Here is a 15,279-nt window from a genome sequence, read left to right as displayed (position 1 = left end):
ACCACCTCCTCAATAATGATACCTTTCACCGTGGATGATCTTGAAAGCTCTGAAAAGTTGTTCAAGCAAAACAACTGTAGCAAGTTGGTGTGTCATGGTTAACTTTGAGAGTGAAAACAAACGATCTGCCCTTTCTTTAACAGAGTTGTCCACACCAAAAGGACCACCAACAATGAAGATCACCTTTGAGTGTTGCAAGATCAAAGATTCAAGAGTTCTAGCAAAACCAAATGAATCACATTCTTCACCCTTCTCATCGAGTAAGATGACGTAATCAGATTCTTTCAAACGAGAGAACAAACGTTGGCTGTCTTGCTTCACAGTGCTCTGATCTTCATCTGAGATCTTGGTATGCTTGAGCTCTAAAACTTTTACATCGGCATACTTTGAAAGCATTTTTATGTACTCTTGTGCACCAATCTTTGCAAAGTCTTTCAATTTACCCACGACATAGATTTCAATTCTCAAAGATCTGTCCCCTTTTGATAACTACATCTGGAATGATGCCAATCAAGTAGGTCAAGGTTTCCAAATCAGCATCGTTGTAAAGCAACATGTCTGCTTGCTTTCCAACCTCTATGGTTCCAACCTTCTTTTCCAACTTCAACACACTGGCTGAGTTGAGCGTAAAAGCAGTCAAAACCTCCCTTGGTGACATCTTCAGTTGCTTGACTGCTAAATGCATCACGAAAGATGGTTCAATCACCGCACTCGAGCCAGGATTGAAATCGCTCCCCAAAGCCACGATTGCGTTTGAATCTATCAATTCACGGGCAGGAGCGTAGCTATCAGAAAGATAGAAACTCGTTGCGGGCATCAAAACAGCAATCGTATTGCTCTCAGAGATAGCCCGCACGTCCTCTTCAGTGATCTTCAGCAGATGATCTGCCGAAACTGCTCCAAGACTGACTGCCAACTGAGTTGCGCCTGTTCTTTCGATTTCATCTGCATGAAGGCGAAATTGGAAACCTTTTTCTTTAGCGATCTTCAAATATCTTTCAGTGTTTTCTATGTCGAAAGCACCTACATCGCAAAAGACATCCACAAAATCACATTCTTCTTTCACCACATCAAGCATCTCGACGAGCATCTGCAAGTACTCACTCTGAGACTTTCCCTTCGCTATCGCATGTGCTCCCATAAAGGTGAAGACCAGATCAACTGGCGTCATCTTTGAAAGCACCTTCAAAACTTGAAGTTGTTTCAGTTCGTTTTCTCTGTCTAAACCATAACCCGACTTACCCTCAAGTGTTGTTACTCCTTTTCTGAACAACCTCTCGACCAACTTCAAATTGAAACATATGAGTTCACTCAGTGAAGCCTCTCTGAGCTTTTCAACACTTTCGTGAATACCTCCGCCGCTGGTGTGGATCTCAAGATAACTGAAGCCACCAGTTCTTCTGAGAAAATCAAATTCTCTGTAGCCGTAAAAAGGTATGTGAGTGTGACAGTCTACAAAGCCAGGAACAACTAGATCTGCACTGAGATATCTTATGGCTGAAGATGGTCTTTGGTGTGTTATTTCACTGATTATGCCATCATCGATGCAGATGTAGACATCTTGTAATCTTTCGATTTGCGAAAGCTCTCGTCCTCTTTTTGGCTTATCGCCTGTTGGTGTGTATAGTTTTTTTGCATGTACCACTAAGTTGCTCAAGGTTGTTTCTCACCTTCCTTTGTCAAGATTTCGATGATACGGTTTTCAATGACTCTGCTCATGCCAAAGTCATCAAGTTGCAAATAATACTCAGCAACTTCCAGCATCGATTGCATCGGAACCATCCCAATGATCTCGGTACCGACTACTGGAACTCCATATCTCTGTGCCTCTCGTTTTATAGTTTCGAAGACTCTGAAAAGAGGACTCTTTTTATAGTTTGTCATGTTCATCGAAACTTGGACTATACCTTTGTCTTTGAGTTCAACACCTATAGCTTTCACATACCTATAGCCACCGCTGATGTGCCTTACCGCCTTGGCAATCTTCTCTGCTATCTCCAATCTGTTTGTACCCAAATTCACGTTGAAGGCGATTAGATACTCCCTCGCTCCAACAGCCATCACACCTGCCGTTGGATGAACTCTCTGAGGACCAAAATCCGGTTTCCAGTTTGGATCCTTTATCTTTTCAAAGAATCCTTCAAACTCACCTTTTCTTATCTCGGAGAGATTTTCTCGATGAGGTGCGCTGGCAGATTTTTCATAGAGATAAACTGGTATTTGGAGTTCTTCACCGATTCTCTTAGCCAATACCTTTGAAAGCTCAACACACTCTGCCATCTCTGTACCCATAACTGGAACCAGTGGTATCACATCTGTCGCTCCCATTCGTGGATGTTCACCCTTGTGAGTCCTCAAATCTATGAGTTCTGTTGCCTTCTGAGCCATGTTGAACAAAACCTCAAGCAGTGGTTCTGGAGTACCAACGAGCGTGACAACAGATCTGTTGTGGTCAACGTCCATCGACCAATCTAAAACCCAGACTCCTTTAACATTTTCCGCCTTAGAAACTATTTCTCTGACTATTTCCTCCCGTCTGCCCTCACTGAAGTTCGGTGCTGACTCTATGATCTTCACAAGGTTCACCTCCTGTTTTCACAAGCAGATTATATCATCTGTGAGCTGTTGAAGATTGCAACTTGACTTTGAGTGATAATATGACTATAATTGTGGTCAGGAGGATCCAAATTGCGCAAAAACAACGAGATTTTCTACAGCCTTGCTGAAGCAAAGGCAAAGTTTTCAGAGGTTGTGAAGATGGTGCGCAGTAGCGATGTTTTGATAACGAAAAATGGAAAACCTTGTGTTGTTATGATCGACTACGAGAGGTACAAGAGAATGACAAAGTTGATCGATGATTTGTACGATTTGTATTTACTCGAAGTCGGTGATCCATCGAAGTTTGATGAAGTGAATAGAGACAATCTGCTGGAAGAAGACGTTGAGGAGGTGTAGCAATGGCGCAAGTAGATCTTGAGAAGGTCACGAAAGTCTACGACAACAAAGTGACAGCAGTGAAAGAGGCAACCTTCACGATCAACGACAAGGAGTTTGTGGTCTTGCTTGGACCATCTGGCTGTGGAAAGACAACTACTCTGAGAATGATCGCGGGGCTTGAAGAGATCACCTCAGGAACTATCAAGATCGATGGTAAGGTTGTCAACGATGTCGAACCAAAGGACAGAGACATCGCGATGGTCTTCCAGAACTACGCACTGTATCCACATATGACAGTCTACGAGAACATGGCGTTTGGTTTGAAACTGAGAAAGTTTCCAAAAGCAGAGATCGACAAGAGAGTCAAAGAAGCCGCAAAGATACTTGGAATTGAAGAACTACTCGATCGCAAACCAAGACAGCTTTCAGGTGGTCAGAGACAGCGTGTGGCAGTCGGAAGGGCAATTGTGAGAAACCCAAAGGTCTTTTTGTTCGATGAGCCACTGTCAAACCTCGATGCGAAACTTAGAGTCCAGATGAGAAGTGAACTGAAAAAACTCCACCACAGACTTGAAGCCACTATAGTTTACGTCACTCACGACCAGGTTGAAGCAATGACGATGGCAGACAAAATCGTGGTTATGAAAGACGGTTTAATACAGCAGATTGGTTCACCTTACGATATCTACAACAAACCTGCGAACATCTTTGTTGCCGGGTTTATCGGAAGTCCAGCGATGAACTTTGTGGACGCAACAATAGTGGCAGAAAAAGGTGGTATTTGGATACAAACTTCTGGCTTCAAAGTCAAAGCAGTGAAAGAACACGAGCCAATCTTAGAAAGCTGGGTAGGAAAGCAAGTCATTTTTGGCATAAGACCTGAGAACATCTTCGACAAGCTATTTGCTTTGGCGCCACAACCTGAGAACACCATCCAAGGTATGGTCGATGTTGTGGAACCACTCGGTAGCGAAACACTCTTGCATGTCACAACTGGAGAAGATTCAATTGTGGCAAGAGTAGACCCGAGAACAAAAGCCAAGGATGGCGAGAAAATAGATTTGGTCTTCGACATGAACACGATTCACATCTTCGACAAGGACACGCAGCAGGCGATAATCTGATTGAGCAATTCATTACTGCGGGGGCAACGGCCCCCGTTTTTCTTTGGTATAATGCTCGTGAAGGAGCTCTCTTGGGGGTTTTTCTCTGGACCTTATTAGATTACTCAGACCAAAGCATTGGATCAAAAATCTCTTTGTCGTAGTTCCCATAGTCTTTGCTGGAAGGCTCTTCGAGACGAAGCATTTGTATGCTACGATGATCGCCCTTTTGTCTTTTTGTGCACTTTCGAGTGGTGTATACATTTTGAACGACATTAAAGACGCACCTTTTGATAGATTTCACCCAACCAAGAAAAATAGACCAATCGCTTCAGGTTCAGTCAAAATCGGTGTGGCATTTTTCATTGTAATTTTACTGGTTGCAATTTCTTTTGTGCTCGGGTTTTTGCTGAACTGGCAAGTAGTTGTATGTCTCTTGTGCTATTTGATCTTGAATCTCTTTTACACCTTCAAAGGCAAAGAAATGATTTTGATCGACATCTTTTGTATTGCGGCAGGCTTTGGTCTAAGGGTCATCTGTGGAAGTTATGCAATTGGCGTTTCACCCTCCGGCTGGCTTGTGACATGCACCTTTTTCTTGGCGCTGTTTCTTGGCTTTGGAAAGCGAAGAGGAGAGCTAAACTCCTTGAACAAAAACAGAGAAGATTACAGAAAGATCTTGAAGTACTACGATGTGAACTTGCTTGGGAACATCATGATATCTACTGGTACAGCTACGATGGTTTGTTATACGTTGTACACACTCGATGCAAGAACGATCCAACAATTCAAAACAGACAAATTGTATTACACAATACCTTTTGTGGTCTATGGCATCTTCAGATATATCTTCCTGCTCTTGAAAAATGGCGAAGGTGAACCAACAGAAGTCCTTTTGAGAGACAAAGGTATGGTGCTCTCTGTCTTGCTTTGGTTTATAAGCTGCGTTCTCATTGTCTACGCAAAAGGAGGCATTTGATGAGAGAAATTCTTTTACTCATAACGGCAATAATTGCAAATGCACTCGCCAACGTCTTTGTGAAAGTAGGCGCACCCTCTCTTGAAACCAAAGGATTTAAACAACTGCTGTTGAGCACAGTCAAGAACGTCTACATTTGGTTGGGACTATTCTGTTTTGGATTAGCTTTCATCTTTTACACGATGGTATTGACCAAAGCCAAGTTGAGCGTTGCTTATCCAGTCATGACAAGTGCTGGTTTTGTCATTGTCTCACTCTTTTCGTACTTTCTTTTCAAAGAGACTTTCTCTCTTTGGAAAATACTCGGCATTCTGATAATTGCGATTGGTATTTGGATAATTTCAACCACATGAGGTGATGGTGTTGAAAAAGTCAAAGGTAGCCGTTTTGAAAACAAAGCCTGAGTCAATCTTACAGGACTATGTGAAACTACTTGAGATGGCAGAGATTGAAAGTGCCCTTGATAAGAACGCAGAAACGATTTTGAAAGACAATATTTCCTGGCATTTACCAATGCCGTCGGCAAACACGACACCCTGGCAACTTGAAGGGACTATTCTCGGTCTGAAAAAACATGGATTTGAAAGGATCGTCGCAGTCGAAAACAAGACTGTTGTAACGCGCCCTAAGCATGGTGAGAAACTGAACAAATTCGACGTGGTCTATTCGAAATATAAAGTGCCGATCTTGTACAACTTTGAACCAGAACACATGAAGTGGATTGAATACAAACCAAAATCAAAACTCAGTGCCTTGGACAAGATCTTTCCTGAAGGAATTCGATTGCCCGATTTTTTCTTCGGCAAAAACATAGTGCACCTTCCAACAATGAAATGTCACATTTACACGACTACAACGGGAGCTATGAAGAACGCCTTTGGAGGGCTTTTGAACACCAAGAGACATTACGCACACAGCTGGATTCACGAAACATTAGTCGATCTTTTGAAGATTCAAAAGGAAATACATACAGGTATCTTCGCCGTTATGGATGGTACTACAGCTGGGAATGGTCCTGGACCAAGAACACTCAAACCTGTTCAAACCGATCTGATCTTGGCAAGTTCTGATCAGGTTGCCATAGATGCTGTTGCTGCTAAGATAATGGGTTTTGATCCTATGGAGATAGACTATATAAGAATGGCAGACGAAGAAGGTCTTGGAAATGGAAGACTTGAGAAGATTGAAATAGTTGGCTTTGATATTTCACAACTGAACTACAAATTCACAGTCGGTGACAATCTGGCGAGTAGAGTTGGAGATTTTATATGGTTTGGACCGTTGAAAAGACTTCAGAAACTATTTTTCAGAACACCTTTGGTATACATCTTCGTTCTGGCTTCAGAGATCTACCACGACAGATTCTGGTGGAATGCGAAGGGAAGGAAAATCTTCAATGAATGGAAGCAGAAAACTCCCTGGGGTAAACTGTGGGAGGCATACCGATGAAGAGACAAACACTTTTGATTTTTCTGACTGTCTTAGTACTTGCCTACATCACAACATCGATTGGATTTTGGTTGGCTGAAGACAGCTTCAGTACAGTAGGGAGAATTTTTCTGTATGAAACACATAAAAAGATGTTGAGAGGCGTAGGTGTAGCACCAAATCAGTACAGATATCTTCCTTACCCTTTGGTAGAGTATTTTTTCAAACACATCCCAATTCGATGGTACAGCAGTACGTACACAAAGCTGGAACGCTGGCTTGGATTTGACACACGTGAATTCGCATTGAAATCGTATCGCAGGAACATAGATGCGTTCTTTCCTCCAGAAGAGAGAGAGAAATTTGCTGAAGATCTTGAAAAATTCCTATCAGCTGAACTTCTGAAACTTACGAAAAATCCCGTGGTGTCTAATCTGATTCTTTCTATTGCGAACAACTTTGGCTGGAAGAATATCATCATCGATCCAGTTCAAAGCCTACGTGATCTCGCTAAAGAATATCCAACTGTCATTGTTGATCTTTTCGACAACAGGAGCGACTTGAACAAGGTTGTGAATGGTTATGCAACAATGAGATTTGCATTCACATTTCTACTGCTGTTGATTCTTTATCTTTGGATGAAACTCTTTGTTAGCGACTTCACTGCATATGTCTCACTCTTTGCGTACTCTGTTTTTCTAACATTTGGCTATGGTGACTTTGCCCAGTACGAATTTCTTCTTTCTGTCTTCCTCTTTCTCGTGGGTTTGATCGTCATTCACCAAAGAAAGCCGTGGCCGATAATACTGATGCTCGTCATAGTTCAGTCCTTTGCTAGAACAGATCATGCGTTCTTTACAGCGGTCATTTACAGCTTGTACAACCTGCCGTTGAGCAGATCGAAGTTTTTAAAACAGAGTGTGCTGGTTTTTATTCCTATTCTCATAACCTTTGTTTTATCAAAGATCGTCTTTTCAAACGCAACCTATTATGTTGAGCCAAATCATATTGTGGAAAACATTCATGATCCCTGGGCATTCGTTTACCCAATGATCTTTCTTTCATTGCCTTTGTCTTTTGCTAAAAAGATCGGTGAATCGTACTTCTTCAAAAAGACCTGGTTGTGGATGATCTTGTTTGGTGTTGTGAATTTTTTTGCTGCTATGACCAGAGAGATTCGTCTCTTTTTACCAGTGATGGCATATCTTTTCCCCATATTTTGGTGCGGGGTGGAATCGTTGTATAATAAAAATGAAAAGTGAATAAAGAGGCGTCAGAGGGTACCAAGAGGTTTAAAAGGGAAGCCGGTGCAAGTCCGGCACGGGGACGCCACCGTAACTGGGGACGAAACCCACAAGAGCCACTGGCAAAGCCGGGAAGGCGTGGGGAGTAGGATGATCCAGAAGTCGGGAGACCTGCCCTTTGGCAGACACCACCACTTTCTTCGAAACCAAGAAGGTGGTGGAAAATTTTGCAAAGGAGGTATTGAAATGAGGAAGGTTCTCAGTCTTATTCTGATCGTCTTGATGGTTTTTCTTGCCATTGCGTACCCACTCACGATCTTTGACGACGCCGCCAGAGTTGTCACGATCAATTCAGAACCAAAGAGGATAGTCTGCGCCGCACCATCTACGACAAAATTTCTGCAGTATTTGAGGATGGAAAACAGAGTAGTTGGCGTCACAAATCAAGATGACTTTCAGGCAGAAAGAATAGGAGACTTAGTGCCCTTGAACGTTGAAAAAGTGCTGAGTTTAAAGCCTGATTTAGTACTCATCTTCGGAGGTTTTCAGTTAACGGAAGTCTCGAAGTTAGAACAACAGAAGTTGACTACTGTTGTGTTGAACGCCAATACTATACAGCAGATCCTCAATGACTTGATCTTAGTCGGAACCATCTTGGGCAAATCAGATGAAGCAAAAAAACTGGTAGAGCAACTTGAAAACAAATATCTATCTATCGCCAAAAAAGCGTATAACATACCTTTAGAAAAAAGGGTCAAAGTGGCTTATCTGCTCGATGTACCTGGTCCTGAAGTGAGAGAGATTTGGACGTGTGGTCAAGGTTCTTACCTCAACGACATGATCACTTTAGCTGGTGGGGTTAACATAGCAGGAAACTACGCAGGACCGAATGGGTGGTTACCGATTTCGACAGAGTTTATCGTCGCACAGAATCCAGATGTGCTGATGATCGCAAACTACCTTCCAGGCGCCGAGCAACAAATTGTAGAAAAGATCAAACAATATTCGGCTTTCAAGAATCTCAAGGCGGTGGTAAATAATCGAATCTATATTTATGACGGATATCTTCTGTCTTTACCTGTGCCGCAGATCATAGAGTTTGTAGAGAAGTTCTACAACGATTTTTACGGGGGTAAATGACGTGAAACCCTTACGCCTCTTCTTGATGGCCCTTTTGCTTTCCTGCACTGTGATAATCTGTAGTGGCTTTGGAGGAACAAAGATACCATTCACAGAGGTACTCAGAACTATCTTCACCCTCAAAGGCGAACGGCTGCAGATCATTTGGAACATAAGACTACCACGCGTCATTATGTCAGTGATAGCCGGTGCAGGCTTAGCCATCGTTGGAGGCGTTTTTCAAGGATTACTCAGAAACCCTCTTGTCGATCCATACCTCCTTGGTGTCTCCTCTGGCGCCTCTTTTGGTGCAGTTGTTTCGCTTTTGCTTGCAGATGTGTATGGTTTTTCTCTACTCTACAGAATGCCTTTGATAAGCTTTGGTTTTGCTATCTTGGCTGCACTCATGACAGTCGTTTTGGCAAGAAGAAATGGAACGATGCCTCTGACAGAATTGATACTCAGTGGAGTACTGGTGAGTATACTCTTCAGTTCTGGCACAATAATGGTCTTGATGTTACTCAGAAAGAACATCACCCACGCCTATGTGTGGCTCTTTGGAACCCTTTCTGGCATTGAGTGGAAGGATCTGCCTACTGCGTTGATTTCAATCGTTGGGTTTGTGATGATATCGGTGGGATTGGCACAACAACTGAATGCGATTTCCTTAGGTGAAACACAGGCAAAGATCTCAGGGGTGAATGTGGAATTTGTGAAACTCTTGATCTACTCAGTTGGCAGTTTCACCACGGCTACGATAGTTTCTGTAACTGGCGTAATAGGCTTCGTTGGGTTGATTACACCACATATGGCACGGAGGTTATTCGGAAACGATTACAGATTGTTGAGCATATCAAGTGCGATGGTTGGAGGCATCTTTCTGTGCATCTGTGATACGATAGCAAGGACTGTAGTCAGCCCTTCTGAGTTGCCGATAGGTGTCATTACTGCCTTTGTAGGTGCTCCCTTGATGTTTGTGCTTCTGAAAAGGGGTGAGCGAAATGCTTGAGATAGTCTTGAGAGACGTGAAGTTCAGGTACAACAATGCAAGGTTTGCACTCGATGGGATAAACCTCTCTGTTAAAGAAGGAGAGTTTGTTGGAATACTTGGGCCTAATGGCTGCGGAAAGACGACATTGCTGAAAGTCATATCAGGTCTTCTGCCTGTTTACAGTGGGATTGTCAGGATAAATGGTTTAGATCCATACAGAATGAAAAGAAAACAGCTGGCGAAGATCTTGGGGTTTGTCACACAAGATTTTGCGCCTATTTATAACTACACGGTGAAGCAGATCGTTCTAACGGGAAGATTACCATACGCAAGGGACTTTTTCGCAACTTGGACAAGCGAAGATCTAGAATGTGTGAGAAAATCCCTTGAGAAGGTGGATGCCGTTCAGTTCATCGACAAACCATTTCACAATCTGAGCTCCGGTGAACAAAAAAGGGTTGCCATCGCAAGAATACTTGCTCAAGAAACAGATCTTTTATTGCTCGATGAACCAACTGCCTATTTGGACCCAGGGCATGTGGTGAAGATAAGAGAACTCTTGAGAACTTTGCATGAAGATGGGAAAACCTTGATTGCGACCTTTCACGATATAAACATTGCCGTTGAAGTATGCGATAAATTGGTACTGATGAAAGATGGAAAAATACTCTTCTGCGGTTCTCCTGATGAGACAATCAACACAGATATTCTTGAGAGAATATATGATGTTCATCTCTCAATACTGACAGATGAAAAGACAAGCAGGCCTGTATTCCTCTATTAATGTGTTATACCACTGAGCATCTCCTGCTGTATCTTTAGAGCTTTCTCAAGGTCAAGTTGGTTCACAAGTTGTAGTCTCAGCAAGATCTTCCCAATTGTTGCTTTTGTCAACATACGTCTTTGTATCGCGAGGGCTTCGTTGAGTTCCTCTTGAGTTACGGCTTCAAGCTGAAGCAGAATCTCTCCTAATCGCATCGGGGGATAGACCTGTATTATCTTGCCACCACAGTTTTGACAGCTCTTGTTTTTCTGATATTCTAATGGCGCCGCTGAATAAGTTATCTCCCCACAATTGAGACACTTGAATTTGTATGCCATCTGAATCCCCACCTAAGAGTTTAAGGATGACAACGAATACTGACAAATGTAATTGTGGCATTTCATTCTGAAAATCTGTTTAATAAATCCTGAAAAGACATTGAAAATATCTCTCTGTGAGGCACGACAAATTGTGAGTAGTACTGTCTTTCATTTCACCTGTTCTGGGAGAAGACTGCGAAGCAATATTTCCTGCCGAGTAGTTCAGCGCGCCTTCCTCAAATACACCTTCACGTCAGTCAGGTTACCGTCCAGTGAACCTTTAACTCTCTGATAAATGTTATCTGCCACCTGCTGTGCAACATCGTTGATCAAGATGCCAATCTTGTCCATAGAGAGCACCTGGATTTCATCTCTTTCTCTGACTAAACGCTCGAGCTCTTGTATCACAAGCTCTCTTTTTGAAGAACAACTTGGGCCTTCGACAATAATCAACCATTTGTCCTCCAAATCACCTCTTAGAATTGATTCATAAAACTGCACCAGTTCCTTGGATGGCTTGATTTGAAGTTCCTTGTTCAACATCTCAGAGAATCTCAAATAGGTCTTGATAGCCTCTGATGAACATCCTTTTCTCGCATAGGCCCTCATGAGGTTGAAAACTGCTCTTTCCTCAAATGGATCATCGTACAAGGCGGTTCTTAGAATCTCTATAGCTCTGTCTGTTGAGTCTTCTTCAATCAAAATTTGTGCTAATTCTATCAAAGTCTGCACGTGTAGATCTTTGTAGTACTCACGAGACTGTGTTGACCAATCTTGGTAGAGGTCTTCCAGCAAGAACTCTCCTTTGTATAACATTATTGCATCCTCGAGGAACTTCTTTTTTTGGGATTTGTCCTGGGTAGATCTGGCTGATCGGATAAGAGTTTCAAATTTGTCGGCATCGATTTCTACAACATCACATGGATCAAAGCAATAACTTCCGTTCTGAAATGCTATTTTGTCCTTGCCAAGAGATTTTCTCAGCATATGAACGGTACTTTGCAGGTTCATCTTGGCATATTTTTCGTCCATGTCCTGCCAAAAGATTTCACACAGAATATCGCTGGGAATATATTTGCGACGAAATACCACAAAATATCTCAACAGATCTCTTGCCTTGCGAGATTTGATCTTTGATAAGTCAATTTTTTCGCCATCTGATGCGACCGTGAAGACACCGAAAGTTGTGATGCTTAGCATATCAATCCCCCTATTGATTATATCACAAGTATTATTTATTGTCTATAGTTATATTATATGCAGAAGTGAGACATGGGTAACCAGTTTTGATAAATCGTAACAACTTAGACATTTCTTGTGATTTGTACGTCAGAATGAAGTTCGTGTATTATATCCTATGGAATCTCGAGGCAGGGAGGTCTCTGATGAGAAAACTGTTGTTAGTATTCTCGCTATCTTTGGCACTTGGAGTATTTGCACTGAACATGGAAAACTCCTTGCGAATATACAGACAACTGGTCGATCAGTACAACCGTGGGGAGACTGACGATCCATTTTTGAGTTTGGTCGAAAGAGAACTACACAATCTCTCTCTGTACAGATATTACAGAATTCTGATAGCCGGCTCATCAGACAAACGCGAGGCGATGCCAGATGTTGGTGACTATCTTGGGACAATCTATGATGTAGCGCAGCCAAATAGCGAAGATGAACAGCTTGCGTACAGTTTGTTTCTTTCTTACTTAGTTGCAAAGATGAACAGAACCAACCTGAGTACCGACAGTATCATGAAAAACAGTGCCTTTGTGAAGTTCTTCAGTTCATATCGCGATACCCTTAGTAAAGAAGCCCGAACATTCTTCGCATGGATAATGAGCTATCAACTCGGACTTTGTCAAGAAAAACCCCCAGTTGATGTGGAAAGAATAGCGCAACTGGAAATTGATTATACTTTTGTGCCACCTTCAAATTTACAACATCTGAATGATCTGGGTATCTTTTATTCAGATCCATATGTGAAGCAGATATTGAGTGAAGCACTGCAAAGAACTCTTGAAAACCTCAATAAGGACCCAACACGTGCAGCGGCACATATCAACAGAGAATCAGCATTTGTGGCTCGAGACATATCGAAACCCATCACCACCTTTCAAGCCCAGGTGGCACAAAAAGCAGTGACTCTTACCTCGAAACTTTCAAAGGCATGGTGGTTGAGGTTTCTCGTATACCTTTTCTTGATCTTTCTGACTATCAGGAACCACAAAGTTTTGAAGATTGTTTTGTCTCTTGTGATAGCCTTCGAGATCTTCTATTTGCTCTATCTTTTTGATTTTCTCTCACAAGCTGAATCTCTGCTGTATGGTCTTGTGGCAGTCTCGAGCTTCCTGTTTGCGCTGCTGTTGGTGCTCAGAGAGAATCTGAAGAAAAGAGGTTTTGTCCAGTTGACGATTGGCTGTGTGGCTATTGTCGTTTTCTTCATACCTTTCGTTTTTAGCTGCGATGCTCTCTCAATGAACAACTTTGAGCAGTTGAAAGAGTCGATATACTATTCTGCGTTGAAAAAAGAACTCTTTCAAGACGAGCTTTCGAAACTTTCATACCTCACCCGTTCCATGTCTTCAACACTTTACGTGAGTATGGATGAAACCAAGAAGGTTTTAACTGAATTCGCAGACACTTTGAGTAGAGCACAGAAGATGAAGGCATTTGAAGAACTGACAATCTCGTCAGTGTACATTGATTTTTCACCATCTTTTGACTTCTATAACAGCGACGGTTTTGAGAAGAGACTCACACTTTTTTCAGGTCCATCAAAAGATCTTCAATCATATTTGCTCGATGAAAAGAGCAGAAACTCTGACTTTCAATCGAGCTACAAGAAGTTTCAGCGTTATGTTGATAGAGTTATGACCTACTCAGCTGATTATTTGAGAAAGGACTTTGAACTGTATTTGAAAGAACTCTTCAACGCTAAGTACCCTATCCTGTCAAACCTGTTTTCGAAGATACCTTTTGATCATTACAATGGTCTTGAAGCTGGGAAGCCTGACATACCACTCAGTAGAGAGAGAACCACATTATCGATCATGCTGTGTTTCATGATAGTCTATCTGTGCTCTATCATTTTCAAAGAAAAAATCTTCGCTTTGCCTTCAATTGTGTTGGGAGTTTGCACTGTTATGAAATGGTTTTCCATAAAGAACTTTGAGGTTTTTGTGGAACAGGGGATACCCACACTGAGATTCGATGCATCTGGTTGGGTTAACCCTGGTATATTTATTGTGGTGATAGTTCTGGTGATCTTCAATCTTTACAAACTCTTCAGAAAGGGGGAGAAAGCGGTATGAAAAGGCTTGTAGTGTTTTCTCTGTTGGTAGCGGTTGCCGTTTTCGCAATGGGTTTCAAAGTGATCATGGTTACAGACGTCGGTGGACTCGGTGATAAGTCCTTCAACGATGGCACATGGGAAGGTGCTCTGAGGGCGGCTAAGGAAATCGGTGCAGAAGCACAAGTTATTCAGTCTTACGAACAGGCTGATTATGTTCCAAACTTGACCAAAGCAGCACAGCAAGCTGATGTTGTTTTTGCAGTTGGCTTCATGATGACCGATGCGCTCTTCAAGGTTGCAAAACAGTTCCCAAACACCTACTTCATCGGAATAGACATCACTCCACCCGAAGGACAGAACCTTCCGAACGTGATCTGCTACATCTTCAAAGAAGAACAAGCTGGCTTCTATGCCGGATACATAGGAGCTGCTATGACTGCCACCGGAAAGATTGGGTTTGTTGGTGGCATCGCTATTCCACCGGTTGAAAGATTCCGCTATGGTTTCGAGGCTGGTGCAAAGATCTATTCAACCCTGCACAAGAAAAAAGTTGAAGTGCTCAAAGGATACACCAATGACTTTGAAGATCCGAAGAAAGGTAAAGACCTCACACTCGCGCAGTACGCACAGGGCGCAGATATAGTCTTCTTGGCTGCAGGTGCTTGTGGTAATGGTGGTATAGAAGCCGCAAGAGAAAAGATGGCTGCCCTTGTTGGTTCTGACAAACTCGTGGACATCATCGATTACTACATGAAGAACAAGAAAGGTTTCTTCGCAATTGGCGTTGATGTCGATCAGGACTATATGGCACCTGGTGTCGTGCTCTGTAGTGCCACAAAAGGTATCTCTGCTGCTGCATATTACGGTGTCAAAGCGGCGTGGGAAGGTACCTTTGAAGGTGGCTTGAAGGTGTTGGGTATAAAAGAAGATGGCGCCGGGGTAAGCCCGATGAAGTACACCAAAGGTATGGTACCAAACTCAGTTATCGCAGAACTTGAATATCTCACAAAACTGATCAAGGATGGAAAGATCACCATACCAGACACAGAAGACGCACTGAAGGCTTTCCAAGTACCTTCGATAACCTTCCCATTCTGAAAAGATTG

16 protein-coding genes and 1 riboswitch are annotated in these 15,279 nt (G+C 42.5%); of the genes, 11 read left to right on the top strand and 5 right to left on the bottom strand.

Features of this window, described 5'->3' with window-relative positions:
- Window positions 1-9: 9 nt before the first annotated feature.
- The 3 genes from ACSFC1_RS03725 to ftcD are packed head-to-tail and all read right to left on the bottom strand — an operon-like array spanning window position 10 to window position 2,577.
- Window positions 10-468: a 23S rRNA (pseudouridine(1915)-N(3))-methyltransferase RlmH gene (locus ACSFC1_RS03725; protein ID WP_435564782.1), complete on the bottom strand. Its 459-nt coding sequence runs from the start codon at window positions 466-468 to the stop codon at window positions 10-12.
- Window positions 458-1,657 (bottom strand): imidazolonepropionase, encoded by a 1,200-nt coding sequence (gene hutI / locus ACSFC1_RS03720; protein ID WP_435564781.1) that lies wholly within the window; start codon window positions 1,655-1,657, stop codon window positions 458-460. Before hutI ends, ACSFC1_RS03725 begins: the two co-directional genes overlap by 11 nt.
- On the bottom strand, window positions 1,654-2,577 hold the full coding sequence (gene ftcD, locus ACSFC1_RS03715; RefSeq protein WP_435564780.1) for a glutamate formimidoyltransferase: 924 nt from the start codon (window positions 2,575-2,577) through the stop codon (window positions 1,654-1,656). Before ftcD ends, hutI begins: the two co-directional genes overlap by 4 nt.
- Before the next feature lie 111 nt (window positions 2,578-2,688).
- Here ftcD and ACSFC1_RS03710 point away from each other — a divergent pair, with 111 nt between their 5' ends.
- From ACSFC1_RS03710 to ACSFC1_RS03670, 9 genes are all read left to right on the top strand, one after another.
- Window positions 2,689-2,955 carry a type II toxin-antitoxin system Phd/YefM family antitoxin gene (locus tag ACSFC1_RS03710; RefSeq protein WP_435564779.1) on the top strand — a complete coding sequence of 89 codons (267 nt, stop codon included), beginning with the start codon at window positions 2,689-2,691 and terminating at the stop codon, window positions 2,953-2,955.
- A 2-nt stretch (window positions 2,956-2,957) separates the two neighbouring features.
- Window positions 2,958-4,061 carry an ABC transporter ATP-binding protein gene (locus ACSFC1_RS03705; RefSeq protein ID WP_435564778.1) on the top strand — a complete coding sequence of 368 codons (1,104 nt, stop codon included), beginning with the start codon at window positions 2,958-2,960 and terminating at the stop codon, window positions 4,059-4,061.
- Window positions 4,062-4,146: 85 nt separating this feature from the next.
- Entirely contained in the window at window positions 4,147-5,019 is an 873-nt protein-coding gene (locus tag ACSFC1_RS03700) for a decaprenyl-phosphate phosphoribosyltransferase (RefSeq protein ID WP_435565975.1), read from the top strand.
- Complete coding sequence (locus ACSFC1_RS03695) at window positions 5,019-5,372, top strand: DMT family transporter (RefSeq protein WP_435564777.1); 354 nt, start codon at window positions 5,019-5,021, stop codon at window positions 5,370-5,372. Before ACSFC1_RS03700 ends, ACSFC1_RS03695 begins: the two co-directional genes overlap by 1 nt.
- Before the next feature lie 10 nt (window positions 5,373-5,382).
- A complete protein-coding gene (locus ACSFC1_RS03690) occupies window positions 5,383-6,468 on the top strand; it encodes a DUF362 domain-containing protein (protein WP_435564776.1) in 1,086 nt (361 codons plus the stop codon).
- Window positions 6,465-7,709, top strand: coding sequence for a hypothetical protein (locus ACSFC1_RS03685; protein ID WP_435564775.1), 1,245 nt, complete (start codon window positions 6,465-6,467; stop codon window positions 7,707-7,709). The genes ACSFC1_RS03690 and ACSFC1_RS03685 overlap by 4 nt, the downstream gene beginning before the upstream one ends.
- A riboswitch (cobalamin riboswitch) is annotated at window positions 7,709-7,884 on the top strand. Its footprint overlaps the gene before it by 1 nt.
- A 53-nt stretch (window positions 7,885-7,937) precedes the next feature.
- Window positions 7,938-8,831, top strand: a complete 894-nt coding sequence (locus ACSFC1_RS03680; protein WP_435564774.1) for an ABC transporter substrate-binding protein — start codon at window positions 7,938-7,940, stop codon at window positions 8,829-8,831.
- A 1-nt stretch (window position 8,832) separates the two neighbouring features.
- Complete coding sequence (locus ACSFC1_RS03675) at window positions 8,833-9,819, top strand: FecCD family ABC transporter permease (RefSeq protein ID WP_435564773.1); 987 nt, start codon at window positions 8,833-8,835, stop codon at window positions 9,817-9,819.
- Entirely contained in the window at window positions 9,812-10,585 is a 774-nt protein-coding gene (locus ACSFC1_RS03670; RefSeq protein ID WP_435564772.1) for an ABC transporter ATP-binding protein, read from the top strand. Before ACSFC1_RS03675 ends, ACSFC1_RS03670 begins: the two co-directional genes overlap by 8 nt.
- Here ACSFC1_RS03670 and ACSFC1_RS03665 read toward each other — a convergent pair.
- Together ACSFC1_RS03665 and ACSFC1_RS03660 are read right to left on the bottom strand one after the other, a co-directional pair.
- Complete coding sequence (locus ACSFC1_RS03665; protein WP_435564771.1) at window positions 10,582-10,902, bottom strand: hypothetical protein; 321 nt, start codon at window positions 10,900-10,902, stop codon at window positions 10,582-10,584. The two genes, ACSFC1_RS03670 and ACSFC1_RS03665, sit on opposite strands and share 4 nt — an antisense overlap.
- A gap of 204 nt (window positions 10,903-11,106) precedes the next feature.
- Window positions 11,107-12,084 (bottom strand): AfsR/SARP family transcriptional regulator, encoded by a 978-nt coding sequence (locus ACSFC1_RS03660; RefSeq protein ID WP_435564770.1) that lies wholly within the window; start codon window positions 12,082-12,084, stop codon window positions 11,107-11,109.
- A 185-nt stretch (window positions 12,085-12,269) separates the two neighbouring features.
- On the opposite strand from ACSFC1_RS03660, the gene ACSFC1_RS03655 reads away from it, so the two are divergent.
- Entirely contained in the window at window positions 12,270-14,192 is a 1,923-nt protein-coding gene (locus ACSFC1_RS03655) for a hypothetical protein (RefSeq protein WP_435564769.1), read from the top strand.
- Window positions 14,189-15,271, top strand: a complete 1,083-nt coding sequence (locus tag ACSFC1_RS03650) for a BMP family lipoprotein (RefSeq protein WP_435564768.1) — start codon at window positions 14,189-14,191, stop codon at window positions 15,269-15,271. Before ACSFC1_RS03655 ends, ACSFC1_RS03650 begins: the two co-directional genes overlap by 4 nt.
- The last annotated feature ends 8 nt before the right edge of the window (window positions 15,272-15,279 follow it).

This window comes from Pseudothermotoga sp. U03pept (assembly GCF_051235805.1).
GTDB lineage: Bacteria > Thermotogota > Thermotogae > Thermotogales > DSM-5069 > Pseudothermotoga_B.
The sequence above is the reverse complement of the archived record's forward strand: the minus strand, read 5'-3'. Positions and strand labels throughout refer to the sequence as shown.

Excerpts from the sequence above, each read along its gene's own strand:
- ACSFC1_RS03705 (WP_435564778.1), top strand. The coding sequence starts at position 2,958 with ATGGCGCAAGTAGATCTTGAGAAGGTCACGAAAGTCTACGACAACAAA.
- ACSFC1_RS03695 (WP_435564777.1), top strand. The coding sequence starts at position 5,019 with ATGAGAGAAATTCTTTTACTCATAACGGCAATAATTGCAAATGCACTC.
- ACSFC1_RS03685 (WP_435564775.1), top strand. The coding sequence starts at position 6,465 with ATGAAGAGACAAACACTTTTGATTTTTCTGACTGTCTTAGTACTTGCC.
- ACSFC1_RS03680 (WP_435564774.1), top strand. The coding sequence starts at position 7,938 with ATGAGGAAGGTTCTCAGTCTTATTCTGATCGTCTTGATGGTTTTTCTT.
- ACSFC1_RS03670 (WP_435564772.1), top strand. The coding sequence starts at position 9,812 with ATGCTTGAGATAGTCTTGAGAGACGTGAAGTTCAGGTACAACAATGCA.
- ACSFC1_RS03665 (WP_435564771.1), bottom strand. The coding sequence starts at position 10,902 with ATGGCATACAAATTCAAGTGTCTCAATTGTGGGGAGATAACTTATTCA.
- ACSFC1_RS03660 (WP_435564770.1), bottom strand. The coding sequence starts at position 12,084 with ATGCTAAGCATCACAACTTTCGGTGTCTTCACGGTCGCATCAGATGGC.
- ACSFC1_RS03655 (WP_435564769.1), top strand. The coding sequence starts at position 12,270 with ATGAGAAAACTGTTGTTAGTATTCTCGCTATCTTTGGCACTTGGAGTA.
- ACSFC1_RS03650 (WP_435564768.1), top strand. The coding sequence starts at position 14,189 with ATGAAAAGGCTTGTAGTGTTTTCTCTGTTGGTAGCGGTTGCCGTTTTC.